We start from the raw sequence: 16,035 nt of genomic DNA, 5'->3' as shown, positions 1-16,035 counted from the left end.
TTCAGTCACCTCCCTTGCGGCTGAACGGCCACAGTCCGGCCCTGGGCGGGGGCTTCTTGGCCGGGCTGCGCGGTACCGGCTTCGCGCTCCGCTTGCGGGACTCCGCGTGGTGCTGCCGCATCCCGGCGACGAACCGGAGCCAGTCCGCCGCCTCCCGGCGGCTCAGCAGGCCCGGCATCTGGGCGATCTCGGCGATCCGCTCCTCCTTCGCCGTGACCGCGAACCGGCCCAGCCGGTTCTCCACCTCGTCGGTCAGGGCCTCCGCACAGTGATCCGACGACGCCGCCAGGTAAGCGAGCCCGACGGCGCGCGCGGCGGTGGCATCCGACTGCGCCCAGCGGCGCGGCAGTTCCCGGCACAGGACGGCGAGCACCGCGGAACCGGCGTGGCGGACGGCAGCGGCGGCGGTCTCCGTCCCGGCCTTCTCCAGCAGGACGTGCACGATCTGGTGCGCGCGGGCGGTCACCGCGGTGTCGTGGACCTTCTCGAGCTCGCTCGCCGTGCGCGCCGACGGGCGGTCCAGCCATCCGCGGAGCCTGAGGTCGTCCTCGACGACCCGGCGCCACCCGGCCGTGGTCGGCAGGTGCCGCCGGTCCGCGAGCATCGCCAGCACGTCGAGCTCGGCGCGCCCGAGGGTCTTCAGCGCACCGAACACCGCCTCGGCGACGTCCTTCGAGGTCCGCTCGTAGGTCGTGAGGACCTTCAGCACCTCGGCGGTCGTCGGCGTGGCCGTCCCGAACAACGCTCGCCACGCGACGTCGTCGCGGCGGGTCAGCCCGAGCACGCGGGTGATGACCGCCGTGCGCACGCGGGTGTCCCCGTGCGCCACGGCCGCGGCCGCCAGCGCCGCGTCCAAGCTCGGGCCGCACCTCGTCCGCGCCCGTTCCACCACGGTGGCCATCGCCCGCCGTCGGGTCGACGGTCCACTGCGGAGCGACGGCGGCGGTCCGCCGGCCAGCGGCGTTCACCTCGGCGACGAGCAGCTTGTGCCGCACGGTGGCCGCGAGGCCGAGCGGAACGCCGTGACGCCGCACCGCGCCGTCGAGCACCCAGCGACTCCACGTCGCTCGCCGGCCAGCGCGGCCGCGACGAGCTCCGTCCGGTAGTCCTCGACGGACTCGACCGGTGCGGCCGCGAGCCATGTCGCGAGGGCCGCACCCGCGGCGGGGCCGTCGGCCTCCTCTCCGAGCGTCACGACGCAGCCGGCCACGCGGTCACCCACGTCCTCGGGTTCCCCCCGCGTCCGCGCGCTCCCGTCCGCCCACTCCACGGCGTCAACGACGTCATACGGGTCGTGCCGCAGGAACCGTGGCACCCAGTGCGCCGCAGCCTCGGTCGGGGCGACCTCCGAACGCTCGCCGCTCACCAGGTTGAGCACCACGAACTCGTCGTCACGCCGCACCTCCGCGTACGACCCCGCCCAGTCGGGGTGCAACGCGATCACGTCGTGCCTGCTGTACTGCGGGCTCGTGGCGAACACCCGGAAGCTGATCCGCAGCGCGCGGTTCTGAGGCAGCAGCAGCGTGCCCGCGGTGAGCCAGCCCAGGACGTCGGCCGCGTCCTCGGCGACGAACACGATCCGCTTCCCGCCGGGCCCGCCGACCCGGTCCAGCGCGGAGAGCAGCGCGGTGAGCCACTCCTGCCCGTCCGGCTTGCCGAGCACCCACTCGCGCACCGCGTCGCGGCCCCACGGACCGTGTTCGGGCGCCGCGGGCACCGGTTCGCACTGTGTGGTCGGCGCCGGCGTCTCCACCCACCACGGCGCGTCCCACAGCTGTGCCGGCCGGACCTCGCCGTAGGCGTCCGGGTCGGCGGTCGTCACCGCGTGGGTGAACTGGTTGCCCTCGCGCGCTCCGCTCGCCTCGGCACCGAGGTAGATGCCGCGTGCCGTCGCGAAGACCCCGTCCGCGACGTGGGTCAGCGACGGCGGGTACTCCTCGACGGGACGGCGTTCCCGCATCCACGCCGACGGTGCCTCGTACAGGGAGGACCGCTGCACGAGCGCCATCTCGTCGTGCCCGACACCGGCCGACACGGCCTGGAACTGGAAACCCCCGCCGCCGCGCAGGCCCTGGCCCGGCAGGCAGTCGGTGTAGTAGAGCGAGGAGAACCCGGTGCTCATGCCGTCTTCCTGCTCTCGATGATCTTGTCGAGGGAGAGCAACCACAGGAGCGGCTCGTCCACCCGGAACGGACGTACCCCGCCCGCGCTGACCCGGGACTGCTCGTAGTCCGGCTCGGCACCGAGCGACGACACCGCGAAGTACCGGAACGTCTTGTAGTGCGCCCTCAGGTGGGCGTCGACGTCGTCGGAGTCGTATTCGGTGAGCAGCGCGCGCATGTGCTCGTTGGTGTCGTCGCCGTTGCTCTCGTCGTAGAACGGCCCGGTGGCGGGCCGGGTCAGCAGCGGATGCCCCTCGCCCAGCACCTGGAAGAACGCGTCGATCTTGGAGAACACCACGGCGACCGGGATCTTGATCTTGCGTCGGACGCTGATGCCGTGGCTGGTGCGCAGCAGCTCGGTGATGCGGCTGAGCACGTTGTACGGCGGTTCGGTGTCGCGCTGCGCGATGCGCGGGATCGAGATGCGGTCGCGGGCGCCCTTGAGCTGGAACGGGTCCAGCAGCACGATCAGCCCGTCCGCCGCGGCGAGGTACGCCTGCGCGTTGACGAACTCCTGCGAGGTCATGTCCTCGCCGGCCGCGTCGTAGAACGACAGCGTGCTGGTCTGGTGCACCTCCCGGCCGAGGACGCGCCGGGCCTGCCGCCACTGCAGGACGAGCGGCACCTTGACGCCGTCCACCGCCGCCGTGGTCTGGGCCAGGAGCCTGTTCTCGCCGAACAGCATGTTCTCGTAGCTCTCCAGCCAGCCCGTGATCGACACGTCACCGCCCTGGCGGTCGCCCGCGAACGAGATGTCGGCGGCGAACCGGCGCCGGATGTTGTGCCGCAGCTCGTGCACGAGCACCGTCGTGAACACGGTCTTGCCCGCGTTCTTCCCGCCCACCATGGCGATCAGCGGGCTGCGGCTGTCGGCGAAGTTCGCCGGCAACGGCGTGTGGCACACCTGGCAGGCACGGATGCCGGACGACCCGCCGCACGCGGGGCAGGGCGCGAGCCGCTGCGGCAGCGGGTTGCGCGTCTCCGGTGCCGTGAACGTCGGGTAGGTCGCGCCGGAGAAGCCGGTGAGCCGCTGCCGGTCGGCGTCCACCTCGCGGCGGCACCGGTCACGGCCGGGAGTCGCGCGGCCGGTGCACTGGAACCGCAGCTTTGCCAGGTCGATCCGGTGGTAGCAGTAGGGACAGGAGGCCTTGGCCATCAGGACACCTTCAGTTGCTTGGTCGGTGGGTCGACGAGCAGGGCGACGCCCTCCTCCTCGAGGAAGCACCTGATCCAGTAGGGCTTGCGCAGCTTCGGCAGCTCGGCGCTCAGCTCGATCTCGGCTTCCGGCCGCACGTCCTGCGGGCTGCGCAGGACGACGACGCCGTCGTCGGGCCGGCGCGGCATCACGGCCCCGGCGGCGACCACCACGAGCACGGTGCAGCGGTGCACCGGCTCCTCGGCGCTCAGCCGCACGCGCACGGTTCCGCCGCCCAGCAACGGCCTGCGCGCCAGCTCGACGGAGTAGCGCAGCCGCGGCGGTGCCGGCGGCACGACCAGCTCGCTGTCCGCGGACACGCACTCGCCGTCCGAGGCCATGACCACGCTGCGCACCCGCACCCGCAGCTCGCCCTTGTCGCAGCGCAACCGGAAACCGCCGGCCAGCTGGTACTGCTGCCGGGTGAGCCGGGTCTTGCCCTTCTGCTCGCCGCAGGTCCACCGGACCTCGGCGACACCGGCCGCCTCCGGCCACACCCACGACACGACGTGCTCGTGGCCGAACCGCTGGTGCCGCACGTCGGTCAGGGGCAACGCGATGCCGAGCGAGGCGTCCTGCCCGCGCAACGCGCCGTTGGGGCTCATGGTGAACGGCACGTACCAGAACAGGCCGGTCGGCACGGCCGCGGTGAGCGTGCGCCACTCGCCGTCGTCGCTGAGCGACCCGGTCACCTCCGTGCCGTAGGACAACACGTCGGGGACCGGCACGACCGCGCCGAACTCCCACGGGCACGGTGTGTCCGCGCGGCGCAGCACGACCTCCGTGTCCGGCTCCGGCTGCCGCCAGGTCGCTGCCACCGTCGGCGTGCCGTCGGTGACCGGAGCCAGCCGCAGCGCGGTGACGGGTGCCACCGCGGTCCGGCTGGACGCGCGGACCTGCACGGCCGCGGCCCTGGCGACGCCGCCGTCCGCGCGCCGGTAGCACGCGACGAGGGTGTAGGAGTGGTCTCCCTTGCCCTCCAACCGGTCCGTGAACGTCGTCTTGCCGCTCGAGCGCACGGCTGCGCCTCCGGTGCGCGTCACCTCGACGGAGGACGCGTCGGGGTGCACCTGCCAGCGCGCGCTCACCACCGCGTCCTCGACCGACAGCGTGACGTCGTGCACCGGCGGCAGCACCTCGATGGTCGCCGTGACGGGCCGCGACCACGAGCCACCCCCGTCGCCGGCGGCGAACACCGCGTAGCCGACCAGCCTGCCCGCCGCGGCCTTGCGGTCGAGCGCGACCGAGCCCGTCCCTCGTGCACCACAGCGCCGTCGCCGGGTCGCCGGGCGTGCGACCGTCCTGCCGCACCACCGGTAGCGGGTCTGGTCGTCGTGGCTCACGCGCGCGCCACGACAACCGCACACCGAGACCGGGTGCGGGTCAGCTGCAGCGGCGGCGCAGCGGGATGCGGCCGAGCTCGGCGGCCAGCTCCGCGTCGTCGGACGCGAGCGCGACCGCCTGCCGGAGCTGGTGTCGTGCCTCGTCTTCGTCACCGCGGCGCAGCGCCGCGAGCGCGTCCGTCCGGTTCTTGCGCGTCTGCGCGACCTGCTGGTCCACGAGGGCGCGCGCGGCGGTGGCGTCCTCGGAGCCGGTGATGGTGCCGAGCATCTGCTGCGCGGCGACCAGCCTGCCCTCCTCCAGCAGCGCCTTCACCGCGGCCAGCCCGGTGACCGGAGCCCGCGCGGACTCGTTGAGCACGCTGAAGACGGCCTGCCGGGCGTCGTCGCGGGCGAGTCCCTTGGCGGTGAGGCGCTTGAGCAGCGCCACGGTCGGCACACCGTTGCGGTGGTGCGACCGCACGTCCTCCAGCAGGTGGAACAACGCGAGCTCGCGCAGGTCGACCTGGTTGCGCGCGGCCGTCGACAGGATGTTCAACGCCTGGCGCGCCGCCTGGTTGCCCGACCTGCGGTTCTCCCGGTCCACGGCGGCCGCGACCGCCGTGGCGGTCAGGCCGCCCCGGGCTGGCGGGTCGCTCGTGAAGTCGCGCAGCACGGTGAACGACTTCAGCGGCCCGTGCACGAGCTCGGGCACGCTGCTCAGGTCCGCGTCGAGCAGGCCCCGTTCGAGCTCGCGGTACTGCACGTCGGGCAGGCCGCTGCTCTGCGGCAGACCGATCGGGTCGACCTCGCTGACCGTTGCCGCGGCCAGCGCCTGGGCGACCTCGTCGGGCGCCAGCGACGCGAACTCCGCGTCCAGCAACGCCTTCAGCTGTCCCTTCGACACCAGGCCGAGGTCACCGAACCCGGTCCGCAGCGTCTGCGCGAGCTCGTCGATCTGGGCGGTGCGCGAACCCTTCCGCGAGGCGGCGTGCTGCCGCCACCAGTCGATCCGGCCGAGGGCCGCGCCGTGCTCGCGCTGCAGTGCCTCGTCCGCACGCAGGAACGCCTTGTAGACGCTCTTCACCGAGGTGGGCTTGTTCTGCGCCAGCGCGCCCTTGTTCCAGGTCGACCTGATCTCGGCGAGGCGCCGCACGACGTCCGCGTCCGACATCGACAGGTCGACGGCGTAGCGGGAGACGAGGTCGTCGGGCAGCGCACCGGCGGACCGCCGCTTCAGCGGCTTGACGACGGCCTCCTCGTAGGCCTTCGGGTCCAGTGCGGCCATCAGCTCGACACCGTCAGGCCCGCGACGACCTTGGCCGCCTCCTCGACCTCCTCCGTGCTGAGCACGCTCACCCGGACCTTGATCAGCAGGTCCTTCCCGGTGGAGACCTCCTTGGCGTGCACCTGGAGCAGGCCTTCGTTGTCCACGTCCATCTTGATCTCGACGGGCGACCCGGCCGGCAGCGACGGCAACCCTTCGATGGCGCCCGCGCCGTCGTTGAGGTGCTTGTTCTCCTCCATCTCGCGACCGGCGACCACACCGGACTGCTCGTAGAGCTCGATCTCCACCGCGGTCTGGCCGTCGTAGAGCGTCTCCGCGGTGACCTCACCCCTCGCGGGCAGCGAGTCGTTGGCGTGCACCAGGTGCGCGACGTAGTGCTTGGTCGGTTTGGAGCGCCAGTCCGGGTCGTCGGTGTCGACGAACTTCACGCCGAACGCCTTCGGCAGGACGTTGCGCGTCTCCTTGTTGGCGATGGTGCGCAGCTTCTGCGTCGAGATGCCGGTCTGCGTCGCGATCGTCTCGACGGCGGCCTCGACGCCCTTGTGCTCGGCCTCCCGGTGCACCACCCGGCCGAGCGCGTAGAGCGCGGCACCCTTCGCGACCGCGAGGTCGGGGTCGTGCAGCTTGGGGTCCCAGCCGAACTCCTCGCGCAGCCGGGCCGCGACGGCCGGCATCTTCGTCGAGCCGCCGACGAGCAGCACCTCGTCGATCTTGCGGCCCGGTGCCTTCTGCTGCAACGTGTCCAGCGTGCGGCGCACGATCTCGACCGTGTTGGCGAGCAGGTCCTCGGTCAGCCGTTCGAACTCGGCGCGGGTGACCTCGACGCGTGCGCTCACCCCGGCTCCGCGCAGCGGAACCGGCCGTGACTCCACTTTGGACAGCTGCTTCTTGGTGTCCTCCGCGATCCTGGCGAGCGTCTGCAGGAACTCCTCGTCGTCCTCCGGGTCGACGTCCGGCGGGACGTGCTCCCGGAACGCGTCCATGAGGTGCCGGTGCAGCCGGGCGTCCCAGTCGGCACCGCCGAGGTGGTCGTGGCCGTCGGTGCACAGCACCTCGATCTCGTCGGCCGACACCGAGATGACGGTCGTGTCGAACGTGCCGCCGCCGAGGTCGTAGACGAGGATCGTCTTGTCCGACGCGCCGGTCGTCGCCTCGTAGTGCAGTGCCGCGGCGACCGGCTCCGGCACGATGCCGATCACGTCGAGACCGGCAAGCACGCCCGCGGTCCTGGTGGCGTCGCGCTCCAGCATGCCGAAGTACGCGGGCACGGTGATCACCGCCTTGCTGGCGGGGGAGCCGTGCAGGTCGGCCGCGTCCTGCGCGAGCTGGCGCAGGATCAGCGAGGAGATCGACTCCGGGGTGTGGGTCTTGCCGTCGAACTCGTAGGTCGCCTTCGTGCCCATCTGCCGCTTGATCAGCGACACGACCCGATCTCCGTGCGTCACCACGGAGTTCTTGGCCACCGAACCGACCACGACGTTGTCGGCGTTCTCGAAGAACACCACCGACGGCGTGGTCTCCACGCTGTCGGTGTTGCGGCACACGGCCGGCTTGCCGACCTCGTCGACGTAGGCGATCGCCGAGTACGTCGTGCCCAGGTCGATCCCGTACACGCGGAAGCCGTCGTCAGACACCTTCTTCGCCCTTCTCCTGTTGCGTCGCGCCGTTCCCGGCACGTTCCGGTGGGTCTTCCGCCGCCGCTCCCGGCCACTTGCGCACGTGCACGCGCGCCGGGCTGGTGACGCGGCCGAGGTTCGCGTCGTGGTAGCCGTCCGCCACGACCTCGGCGATCGTCGAGTCCTCCTCGGCGCTCGCTGCCGCGACGACCTTCACCGCGCGGTGGTCACGGGCGGAGAACGGCGTTCCCGGTTCCGGCCGCACCGGCGTGCAACCGCACCGCTCGAGCGTCTGCTCGACGCTCAGCGCGAACGACTCGAGCAGGTCCGCCGCCTGCCGTGCGGACAGCTGCTCCGGCACCGTGCGCGCCTGCCGCAGCAGGTCGTTGCGCAGCGTCTGGAGGTCCACGACGAGCGGTCTCAACAACAGGGCCTGCTCGCCGACGCGCAGCCGCTGCACCTCCTCGTGGAGGTTGTCGATCACCTTCTCGCGGGCGGCCGCGCGGACGTGGTGGGCACGGGTCTGCTCGACGAGCTCACCGGTGATCGCGACCAGTTCGGCCAGCCGGTCGTCCGGTCGGCCTGATTGCTCAGTGTCATCGTTTGACGCCACATCACCGTCTTCGGCTATTGATTCCCCCACCTGGGCATTTTCCGTCTCCGTCTGCTCTTCGGACTCTTCGTCCCGTACGGAAACGAGTCCTTCGGACGCGTCCTGCACGCCACCAACCCCTTGATTAACCGCGTTCCGGGTACTGCTTTGTTCGTGCCTGCCGCGCGGCGCGTTACCCGGATTTCGGCGTCAATTCTTAGCCCGATCGATGCAGCTCCGGGGTGCTCCGGCCACTTGCTGTCATCGACGACAAGTTGTCATCGACTGCGTTCGTGCCGCTGTGCTACGCGTGCGTGAGCACAATCTCCTCGTGCTGTGCGGTCGACTGGGAGCAACGTGAGTTGGCCCGGTCGTACCAGCCGGGATCCTTCAGGAGGTGCTGATCCGCCACTGAGGTGGCAGGTCCCGGAAAAGACGACAAAAAGTTGACAACAACGGCACTTCGCGGAGTTTCCGCATCAGACGACGGAAGGCTGGTAACGGATTCCCGTCGATGGGCGAAGCACGGACGGGATTCGTGTCGGAGAGTTCCGCCGTTCCGGCCCCGCGCGTCGTGGCGGTCACGTAGAGTTGCCGCCGCGCTGGCCGGAACCGTGATGAGAGGGATGTTCCGTGATGGACGTGCCGGATCGAAGCCGCCCGCTGGCCGGTCTGGTCAGCCAGGACGCGGAGGCGTTGTTCCTGCGCATGCTCGCCAGTGGTCACGCACCGGCCGACACCAGGGCACCGGCCGCTGCGGAGCTGCTCGACCTCGGCCTCGCCGTGTACTCGTCCTCCGGCGCCACCCTGCGACCCGTCGACCAGGCCGCCGCGCTGCGCCTGCTGCTGGAGCGCAGGCAGCACGAGCTGCTGGAGCAGCAGCGCCGCGTCCTCGACGGCTGGACCCGCCTCACCTCGCTGTTACCGCGTGATCTCGGCGGCCGCGTGTGCGAGGGCGTGGTCCCGCTGGAGAGCTTCGACGAGGTGGCCGCCCGCACCGCGGAGCTGTACCCGTCCGCCAAGCAGCACGTGCGCGGCACCGAGACCGGCGACGGCCCCGGCATCATCAACGAGGTGCGGGGACAGGCGCGTGCCGCGCGTTTCCGGATCATCTACCCCGTGACGTGCGTCGCCACCCCGGCCGGCGCCCGGATCATCGAGGACTCCGCCGCGTCGGGTAGACAGGTCAGGCTGCGCCGCGACATCCCGATGAAGATGCTGCACGTCGACGACGAGGTGGCACTGATCTCCGGCGCCCGCTCGACCGGCTACCTGGTGCAGACGCCGTCGATCGTGTCGGTGCTCGCCGAGTGGTTCGACCTGATGTGGGCCGACGCCGCCACGATCGCACCGGGCGGCGGTGACGAGCCCGCCCTGACCCCGGCCCAGCGCACGGTGCTCCGGCTGATGTTCGCGGGTGACGACGCCGCGATCGCCCGCAAGCTCGCGCTGAGCACCACCACGGTGCGCCGCCACGTCAAGGCGATCTACCAGGTCCTGGGTGTGAACAGCCGGTTCGCGGCCGGGGTGGCGGCGGCCAAGCGCGGCTGGATCTGAACCGCGGCCGGGCCCCGTCCGGCTGACCGCCGCGGTGACGTCGCACGCCGCACCACTAGTCGGCAGCCGCACGCGCCCGCGCCTCTCCGACCATCAAGGGTTTCAGCGTCCCCTCGAAGGCGTCCGCCTGCCGCCACAGCTCACGCGCCCGCTCACGGTCACCGGCCGCGGCGGCGACGTTGCCCAGGCCGAGCCGGGCCCGTGCGGCCTCGTAGCCGCTGCCGCACGCCTCGCTCGACGCCACCGCGGCGAGGTAGTGCCGTTCGGCCTCCGCGTGCCTGCCCGCGCGGAAGCACACCCAGCCCTTGCCGTTCAGCGTCATGGCCACGTCCAGGGGCAGCCCCAGGTCGAGGAAGACGTCGAGTGCGGAGCCCAGGTGCGCGAGCGCGGAGTCGGTGCGGCCCAGCTCGACCTCGGCCAGTGCGATGCCCCGCAACGTGATCGCGGCGTTGCGGTGTTCGCCGGACGAGCGGTACTCCTGCAGCGCCTCGCCGAGACCGCGCACCGCGGCCTCCGGCGCGCCCAGGTAGAGGTCGGTCCACGCGAGGTTCGAGCGCGCGCTCACCGCGCCGTGCCGGTCGTCGAGCTCGCGGAACGCCTCCAGCGCCGCTTCGTAGCACTGGCGGGCGAGCGGCAGGTCGCCCCGGTCGGCGTGCGCGATGCCGAGGTTGTTGAGCGTGATCGCCTCGGCGTACCGGTCGCCGCTCGTCCGCACGGCGGCGAGCACCTGCTCGTGGCTGGTGATCCACGGGTCCCAGAGCTTGACCAGGAAGAAGTAGTCGCGCAGGTAGTAGGCGAGCCGCCAGCACAGGTCGGGGAAACGGGCGGCCGCGGTGCCGCACAACGACGTCAGCGCCTGCCACTCGGTGTCGAGCCAGCCCATCGCCTCCTCGCGGGTCGCGAACTGCCCGGAACCCCCGCCGAGCTCGTCGGGGTGGTAGCGGTGCGGAGCGATGAGCTCGTCGCTCGAGCGAACCCGGTCGACGTAGTGCGTGAGCAGGTTCAGCAGCGCGGTGTCCTGGTCGGTCAAGGCAACCTCCGGTAGCAGGTGTTCGATGAGGTACTGCCGCACCAGGTCGTGCAGCCGCACCCGGTTCTCGGGCAGACAGGTCACGAGGTTCGTGTGGTCGAGCCGGCGCACCAGTTCGCCGACCGCCGCCGGGTCGTGCCCCGTCAGCGCGCCCACCGCGGGCACGCCGACGTCCGTGCCGGGGTGCAGGCCCAGTAGCGCCAGCGTTCGGCGGTGCTCGGCGGGCAGACCCTGCACCGACAGCGCGAACGCCGACACCACGCTCCGCTCCCCGTCGTCGAGCGCGACGAGCCGGGCGAGTGCCCGCTCGAGCTCGCCGATCGAGAGCAGCGCGCCACCGCGCCGCCTGGCCGCGCGATCCGCACCGCGAGCGGCAACCGGCCGCACAGGTCGACCACGCGCCCGACCACGGCTTCCTCGTCGTCCGCACCGGCCAGCCGCTGGAACAGCCGCACCGCCTCGGCGGCGGGCAGCTCCCGCAGGCGCACGTGGTCGGCGTCGTCGAGCGCGTCGAGGCGGTTGCGGCTGGTGACCAGCACCCGGCAGCGGGGTTCGGCGGGGAGGAGCGGTTGCACCTGCGCCGCCGTGGCCACATTGTCGAGGACCAGCAGCATCCGCCGCCCGCGCAGCCGGCTGCGGTACAGGTTGGCCCGGCCGTCGAGGTCGTGCGGTATCTCCGCGCCGCTGACGCCCAGCATGCGCAGGAGGGCGTCCAGCGCGTCCTCGGTCGCGGTCGGAGCCGCCTGCGGGGTGTGCCCGCAGGTCGAGGAACAAGCTGCCGTCGGAGAACGCCGGTTGCGTGTCCCAGGCCACCCGCAGCGCAAGCGCGGTCTTGCCCGCGCCCGGCATTCCGGTGATCACCGCGGTCGTGCACCCCGAGTCCTCCAGCAGCACCCGTCCGAGCCGAGCGACCTCGTTGCGGCGTCCGGTGAAGTGCCTGGTCGCAGGCGGGAGCCCGACAAAAGCCGCGGCGGTGCGCTTCGGCCGTGCCGCCGCCAGCCCCGCGAGCTCGCCGTCCGCGTCCAGCACCTGGTCGCACGCCAGCGCGAACTCCGGTGTCGGCGGCACCTTGCCGCTTTCGACCTTGCTGACCTGCGATTTGCTGTAGTGCATCAGCGCTGCCATCCTGATGAGGGACAGCCCTGCGGCCTCACGGCGCCTGCGCAGTTCCGGACCGAATTCAGCGGCTTTTCCGTCCATGCTGTTATCGTCCGGCACGGCGGTGGCCGTGGGTAGGGCTCCGGGTGGCGCTTTCACCGAGGCGCGCACCGGAGCCGGCTTGAATCAGCCCAGCAGCGTGCCGGGGAACAGAATCACGACGTGCGTGTGCATGCCGTTCACCTCCTCATCCTGGAAAACGCGCGGATCAGCGCGCCGCCGAGTCGGCGGTCGGTCGTCATTCGGGATTCCGGATCGCTCTTCCGGACGTCTCCACGATGCACCGCACGTCGTGGTGCTGGGAACGGGTTGACCGTTTCCTGAATGCACTGGAAACGAGGAAACAGTCGCTACACTCGGCGCACGCTGGAACAGGGAGGACCGATGAATGCGCCGGCCAGTCAGTTCCTCGAGGAGCTGAAGGTGTTGCGCAAGGGCTACGCCCTGGGTGCCACCGACCTCGTCCACCAGGTCGGACCGGCCCTGCGCGACCTGTGCGGGGCGACCGCGGACGACGGATCCGACCAGCTGCGGGCCAAGCTGACCGCCACGCTGCGCGACCTCGTCGACCAACTACCGGACCGCGTTCGGCCGATGATGGTGATGGCATTCTCCGTGAACCGGAATTCCGGGCGGCAAACCGGCAGGTTCCTGGCGCGCGTCGCGGCGTTCGCACAAGCGGAAGGCATCACGGAGCGGACGGTCACGCGGCACATCGACGCCGCCATGAAACCTCTCGCTGAACTCGCCGCCCGGTGGAAGCCGGGCCGGCCGGGCGGTGCCTCGTGGCGCATCACCAGGTTGCAGGTGTTCTTGAACTTCGACCTCACCGTGCCGGAAGTACTGGAAATCCGCCAGATCGAGGCGCTGCACAACGACGTGACCGAACTGGACCTGGAAATGACGCTCACGCCCTTGGAGGGATGGCAGTCGAGTTCTCCGCTGGAACACATGGGCGTCGATCTGTTCTACGGCGGAAAGCTTTCCGGGAGCGCGCAGAAAGGCGTGAACAGGGTCGCTTTCCTGCTGCGGTTGCCGCGTCCGCTGCAGTGCGGCGACAAGCACGAGTACGCCATTCGGATCTCGCTGCCCGCCGAACGCGCGCTGCAGCCGCTCTACATGTGCACACCGCGGCACCGGTGCGAGTGGTTCGACCTGCACGTCAGGTTTCCCGAGGGCGGGCGGCCCGCGGCGCTGTGGCGCGTGGCCGGCCTGTCACCGCTGCAACTGGATGACCCGCACGGCCGGCAGCCGGTGGCGGTGGACCGCTTCGGTGACGTGCGGGCCACGTTCACCGACCTCGAGGCGCACCTGTCGTACGGCCTCGGCTGGGCGCACTAAAAGCGTGTCGCTGCTTAGTCGTGGTACCGGCTGGGAGGCTGGTGTCATGGCCTCCCAGCCCAAGCGAGGACGTGCTCGCGGTCTACGCACGCCCGTATGACCCGGCCCGCCCGGTGGTGCCACACCCCGAACAGCGACGGTCCCCTAAATACGCCCCACCTGCGTCCTCAGGTAGTGCTCGGCGATGTCGTCGCTGGTCGTGAGCCACACGTCGGGTGCGGCGGCGAGGTGGCCGAGGGCCTGGTCGAGGTACTTGTGCCGGAACGCCTGGCCGGTGACGAACGGGTGCAGCGCCAGTGCGAGCACCCGGCCGCCCTCCGCGTGCAGCACCTCGTACTGGTCCGCGACCATCCGCACGAAGTCGGGGCCGGAGCGGTCGAGCAGCATCAGGTCGTTGAGCTCCACCGAGTACGGCACGCTGATCATGCCCGGCACGTTCAGCCGGAACGGCTGGTCGTCGGCGGTCCAGTCGAGCACGTAGCTCAGGCCGAGCTCGGCGAGCAGCTCCGGGGTGTGGTGGGTCTCGGTGAGGCCGGGGCCCATCCAGCCGCGTGGCCGGGTGCCCGTCGCCTGCTCGATGGTGCCGACGATGCCGGCGAGCGCCTCGCGTTCCTCGTCCCGCGCCAAACCCGTGTGCAGCTTGGAGTTCGTCTCGCCGTGCGCGAGCCACGCCCAGTCGCGTTCCACTCCGGCCTCGATGATCCGCGGGTACTGCTGTGCCGCTGTGGAGTTGAGCAGTGCGCTGGCGCGCAGGCCGTGGCGGTCGAGGGCGTCGATCGTGCGCCAGATGCCGACGCGGGGGCCGTAGTCGCGCCAGCCGTGGTTGAGCGGGTCGGGGGTGAGGTCGGCGGTGCCCGGCCAGATGCTGGTCGAGGGCGCGCCGAGCAGGAAGTGTTCGACGTTGAGACCGGCGTAGACCGCGACGCGCGCGCCGTTGGGCCAGGTCAGCGGTGGGCGGTCGATGATCGGCGAGTAGTCGTAGAGCTTGTTGTGCGTCATGCCGACAAGGTAGAAGTTGACATCAGTGTCAGATTCAAGCCTTGGGGGCCTGAGATGCGCATCGGTGAGCTGGCGCAACGCACCGGCGTGAGCGAGCGGTCGTTGCGCTATTACGAGCAGCAGGGGCTGTTGGTGTCGACGCGGACGTCCGGTGGGCATCGCGAGTACCAGGAGAGCGCGGTGGAGCGGGTCATCCGGATCCAGGAGCTGTTCGCGGCCGGGCTGCACAGCAAGAAGATCGCGCGGATGCTGCCCTGCCTGCGCGACGCCGACGGTGGTCCGTCCGAGATCGCGACACCGCGGCTGGTCGCCGAGCTGGAGGACGAACGCGCGCGGATCGACCGGATGATGGCCGACCTGCGCACCACCCGCGGCGTGCTGGACGAGGTGATCGAGGCCGCTCGCGAGCGAAGGGCTTAGGTAAGCCTAACCAAAAATGTAGGGTGCTCGGCATGCCGCGCTACTCCGCACTCGAACGCATCGGGCTCAAGGCCGCCACCAAGGTCGCCGAGATGATGATGGCCCCGGCGAACCGCCGCGATGTCTTCGAGCAGTTCGTCATGACCGTCAGCGCCGTGGCCGAGCTGACCCCGCACATGCGCCGGATCACGTTCCACGCGCCCGAGTTCGGGTCGTACGCGGTGACGGGCCCCGACGAGTACTTCGGCCTGCTCATGGCCGAAGACCGCGAGCTCGTCATGCCTCCGGACGACCGGATCAACGTCCGCACCTCGCTGCGGAACATGCCCGAGGACGTCCGCCCCGACCTGCGCTGGTACACGGTCCGCGCGCACCGGCCCAAGGCCGGCGAGATCGACGTCGACTTCGTGGTGCACGGCGACGCGGGGCCCGGCACGCGCTGGGCCCGCCGGGCCGAGGTCGGGAGCACGGCGGGCTTCCGCGCGGGCGGCTCGGCGTACCGGCCGGTCGGTGACACGGTCCTGCTCGCCGCCGACGAGACGGCGCTGCCCGCCCTGGCCGCGATCCTGGAGGCCGGGCAACGGTCCGTGCACGTGTTCGTCGAGGTGCCCGACGAGTCGTTCCAGGTGCCGCTGCCCGGTGAGGTCCGGTGGGTGTTCCGCGGCGAGCAGCCGCCGGGAACCGCTGTCCTGGCGGCGATCCAGGAGGCTGCGCCGTCCTCTGTGGACTACGCGTGGGCGTGCGGTGAGTCGGGACTGGCGACCGGCGTGCGGCGGCACCTGACGAAGGACCGGGGCGTCGACCGCAAGGCGATCATGTTCAGCGGCTACTGGCGGGTGGGCGCGGCGCGGGAGTGACCCGGTCAGGTGCGGCGAGTCAGGTTTGGGGCCACATCGAGTAGATGACGTTCTCCGCGTCGGCGCACATGACCTGGGGCATCATGCCCTCGGCGACCTGGTTGCACGACATCGTCCCGATCTGCACGGGCGGCAGACCGGTCTTGGGCTCACGGCGTTCGGCGTAGTAGTCGAACAGCACGGCTCCCGCCTGGTCGCAGTTCAGCCGCCCCGAGGGGGTCTCGACCACGACGGCCAGCATCGGCTTGCCGAGCGCGCCGACGAAGGGCTGGTCGCAGTACTGCGAGGGCATGGCCGCGTAGTGCTCGACGGGCACCCCGTTGAGCGCGGTGACGCCACCGGTCGAGGTGATGGTCGGCGTCGGCTGCTCACTGGTCTGCTCGGTCGCCTCGGAGGTGGGCGTGACGGTGCTCGAACCGGACCCGGACCCGGTGATCTCCGACGAGCAGCCCGCCAGCAGGACGGCGAGCAGCGCGGGTGTGATCAAGAACCTCATGCCTG

15 protein-coding genes and 1 pseudogene are annotated in these 16,035 nt (G+C 71.2%); 4 read left to right on the top strand and 12 right to left on the bottom strand.

Annotated elements, in window-relative coordinates:
* Position 1: 1 nt before the first annotated feature.
* From BBK82_RS40425 to grpE, 7 genes are all read right to left on the bottom strand, one after another.
* Positions 2 to 901: a GTPase-associated protein 1-related protein gene (locus tag BBK82_RS40425; RefSeq protein ID WP_065919641.1), complete on the bottom strand. Its 900-nt coding sequence runs from the start codon at positions 899 to 901 to the stop codon at positions 2 to 4.
* Positions 902 to 964: 63 nt separating this feature from the next.
* Positions 965 to 2,122 carry a GAP1-N2 domain-containing protein gene (locus tag BBK82_RS40420; protein WP_065919640.1) on the bottom strand — a complete coding sequence of 386 codons (1,158 nt, stop codon included), beginning with the start codon at positions 2,120 to 2,122 and terminating at the stop codon, positions 965 to 967.
* On the bottom strand, positions 2,119 to 3,318 hold the full coding sequence (locus tag BBK82_RS40415; protein ID WP_065919639.1) for a TRAFAC clade GTPase domain-containing protein: 1,200 nt from the start codon (positions 3,316 to 3,318) through the stop codon (positions 2,119 to 2,121). Before BBK82_RS40415 ends, BBK82_RS40420 begins: the two co-directional genes overlap by 4 nt.
* The gene (locus BBK82_RS40410; protein WP_065919638.1) at positions 3,318 to 4,700 is read right to left on the bottom strand and encodes a hypothetical protein; all 1,383 of its coding nucleotides are present in this window, start codon (positions 4,698 to 4,700) and stop codon (positions 3,318 to 3,320) included. Before BBK82_RS40410 ends, BBK82_RS40415 begins: the two co-directional genes overlap by 1 nt.
* A 40-nt stretch (positions 4,701 to 4,740) precedes the next feature.
* Positions 4,741 to 5,964 carry a hypothetical protein gene (locus BBK82_RS40405; RefSeq protein WP_065919637.1) on the bottom strand — a complete coding sequence of 408 codons (1,224 nt, stop codon included), beginning with the start codon at positions 5,962 to 5,964 and terminating at the stop codon, positions 4,741 to 4,743.
* A complete protein-coding gene (locus tag BBK82_RS40400) occupies positions 5,964 to 7,598 on the bottom strand; it encodes an Hsp70 family protein (protein WP_065919636.1) in 1,635 nt (544 codons plus the stop codon). Before BBK82_RS40400 ends, BBK82_RS40405 begins: the two co-directional genes overlap by 1 nt.
* Complete coding sequence (gene grpE / locus BBK82_RS40395; protein ID WP_065919635.1) at positions 7,591 to 8,193, bottom strand: nucleotide exchange factor GrpE; 603 nt, start codon at positions 8,191 to 8,193, stop codon at positions 7,591 to 7,593. Before grpE ends, BBK82_RS40400 begins: the two co-directional genes overlap by 8 nt.
* A 621-nt stretch (positions 8,194 to 8,814) precedes the next feature.
* Here grpE and BBK82_RS40390 point away from each other — a divergent pair.
* Positions 8,815 to 9,729, top strand: coding sequence for a helix-turn-helix transcriptional regulator (locus BBK82_RS40390; RefSeq protein ID WP_154697785.1), 915 nt, complete (start codon positions 8,815 to 8,817; stop codon positions 9,727 to 9,729).
* A 55-nt stretch (positions 9,730 to 9,784) separates the two neighbouring features.
* On the opposite strand, the gene BBK82_RS55185 is transcribed toward BBK82_RS40390, so the two are convergent.
* The 3 genes and pseudogenes from BBK82_RS55185 to BBK82_RS57025 form a co-directional block, all read right to left on the bottom strand.
* Positions 9,785 to 11,020 carry a tetratricopeptide repeat protein gene (locus BBK82_RS55185; protein WP_237047844.1) on the bottom strand — a complete coding sequence of 412 codons (1,236 nt, stop codon included), beginning with the start codon at positions 11,018 to 11,020 and terminating at the stop codon, positions 9,785 to 9,787.
* Complete coding sequence (locus BBK82_RS55180) at positions 10,903 to 11,457, bottom strand: NB-ARC domain-containing protein (RefSeq protein ID WP_237047843.1); 555 nt, start codon at positions 11,455 to 11,457, stop codon at positions 10,903 to 10,905. Before BBK82_RS55180 ends, BBK82_RS55185 begins: the two co-directional genes overlap by 118 nt.
* A gap of 367 nt (positions 11,458 to 11,824) precedes the next feature.
* Positions 11,825 to 11,884 (bottom strand): annotated as a pseudogene (locus tag BBK82_RS57025) (hypothetical protein); the annotation flags it as partial.
* Between the two features lie 417 nt (positions 11,885 to 12,301).
* On the opposite strand from BBK82_RS57025, the gene BBK82_RS40380 reads away from it, so the two are divergent.
* The gene (locus tag BBK82_RS40380; RefSeq protein WP_065919633.1) at positions 12,302 to 13,258 is read left to right on the top strand and encodes a hypothetical protein; all 957 of its coding nucleotides are present in this window, start codon (positions 12,302 to 12,304) and stop codon (positions 13,256 to 13,258) included.
* A 144-nt stretch (positions 13,259 to 13,402) separates the two neighbouring features.
* Here BBK82_RS40380 and BBK82_RS40375 read toward each other — a convergent pair whose 3' ends face one another.
* Complete coding sequence (locus BBK82_RS40375; protein WP_065919632.1) at positions 13,403 to 14,257, bottom strand: polysaccharide deacetylase family protein; 855 nt, start codon at positions 14,255 to 14,257, stop codon at positions 13,403 to 13,405.
* Between the two features lie 54 nt (positions 14,258 to 14,311).
* Between BBK82_RS40375 and BBK82_RS40370 the strand changes: the two genes are divergently transcribed.
* Together BBK82_RS40370 and BBK82_RS40365 are read left to right on the top strand one after the other, a co-directional pair.
* On the top strand, positions 14,312 to 14,677 hold the full coding sequence (locus BBK82_RS40370) for a MerR family transcriptional regulator (RefSeq protein WP_065919631.1): 366 nt from the start codon (positions 14,312 to 14,314) through the stop codon (positions 14,675 to 14,677).
* Between the two features lie 32 nt (positions 14,678 to 14,709).
* Positions 14,710 to 15,534, top strand: a complete 825-nt coding sequence (locus tag BBK82_RS40365) for a siderophore-interacting protein (RefSeq protein ID WP_218920485.1) — start codon at positions 14,710 to 14,712, stop codon at positions 15,532 to 15,534.
* A gap of 19 nt (positions 15,535 to 15,553) precedes the next feature.
* Here the strand turns inward: BBK82_RS40365 and BBK82_RS40360 are convergent, their stop codons facing one another.
* Positions 15,554 to 16,030 (bottom strand): hypothetical protein, encoded by a 477-nt coding sequence (locus BBK82_RS40360; RefSeq protein WP_154697784.1) that lies wholly within the window; start codon positions 16,028 to 16,030, stop codon positions 15,554 to 15,556.
* Positions 16,031 to 16,035: the final 5 nt, after the last annotated feature.

It is taken from the genome of Lentzea guizhouensis (assembly GCF_001701025.1).
Classification (GTDB): domain Bacteria; phylum Actinomycetota; class Actinomycetes; order Mycobacteriales; family Pseudonocardiaceae; genus Lentzea; species Lentzea guizhouensis.
The sequence above is the reverse complement of the archived record's forward strand: the minus strand, read 5'-3'. Positions and strand labels throughout refer to the sequence as shown.

What these genes read in the sequence shown, in the direction of transcription:
- BBK82_RS40425 (WP_065919641.1), bottom strand. Translation starts at nt 901, where the DNA reads ATGGCCACCGTGGTGGAACGGGCGCGGACGAGGTGCGGCCCGAGCTTG.
- BBK82_RS40420 (WP_065919640.1), bottom strand. Translation starts at nt 2,122, where the DNA reads ATGAGCACCGGGTTCTCCTCGCTCTACTACACCGACTGCCTGCCGGGC.
- BBK82_RS40415 (WP_065919639.1), bottom strand. Translation starts at nt 3,318, where the DNA reads ATGGCCAAGGCCTCCTGTCCCTACTGCTACCACCGGATCGACCTGGCA.
- BBK82_RS40405 (WP_065919637.1), bottom strand. Translation starts at nt 5,964, where the DNA reads ATGGCCGCACTGGACCCGAAGGCCTACGAGGAGGCCGTCGTCAAGCCG.
- BBK82_RS55180 (WP_237047843.1), bottom strand. Translation starts at nt 11,457, where the DNA reads ATGCTGGGCGTCAGCGGCGCGGAGATACCGCACGACCTCGACGGCCGG.
- BBK82_RS40380 (WP_065919633.1), top strand. Translation starts at nt 12,302, where the DNA reads ATGAATGCGCCGGCCAGTCAGTTCCTCGAGGAGCTGAAGGTGTTGCGC.
- BBK82_RS40375 (WP_065919632.1), bottom strand. Translation starts at nt 14,257, where the DNA reads ATGACGCACAACAAGCTCTACGACTACTCGCCGATCATCGACCGCCCA.
- BBK82_RS40370 (WP_065919631.1), top strand. Translation starts at nt 14,312, where the DNA reads ATGCGCATCGGTGAGCTGGCGCAACGCACCGGCGTGAGCGAGCGGTCG.
- BBK82_RS40365 (WP_218920485.1), top strand. Translation starts at nt 14,710, where the DNA reads ATGCCGCGCTACTCCGCACTCGAACGCATCGGGCTCAAGGCCGCCACC.
- BBK82_RS40360 (WP_154697784.1), bottom strand. Translation starts at nt 16,030, where the DNA reads ATGAGGTTCTTGATCACACCCGCGCTGCTCGCCGTCCTGCTGGCGGGC.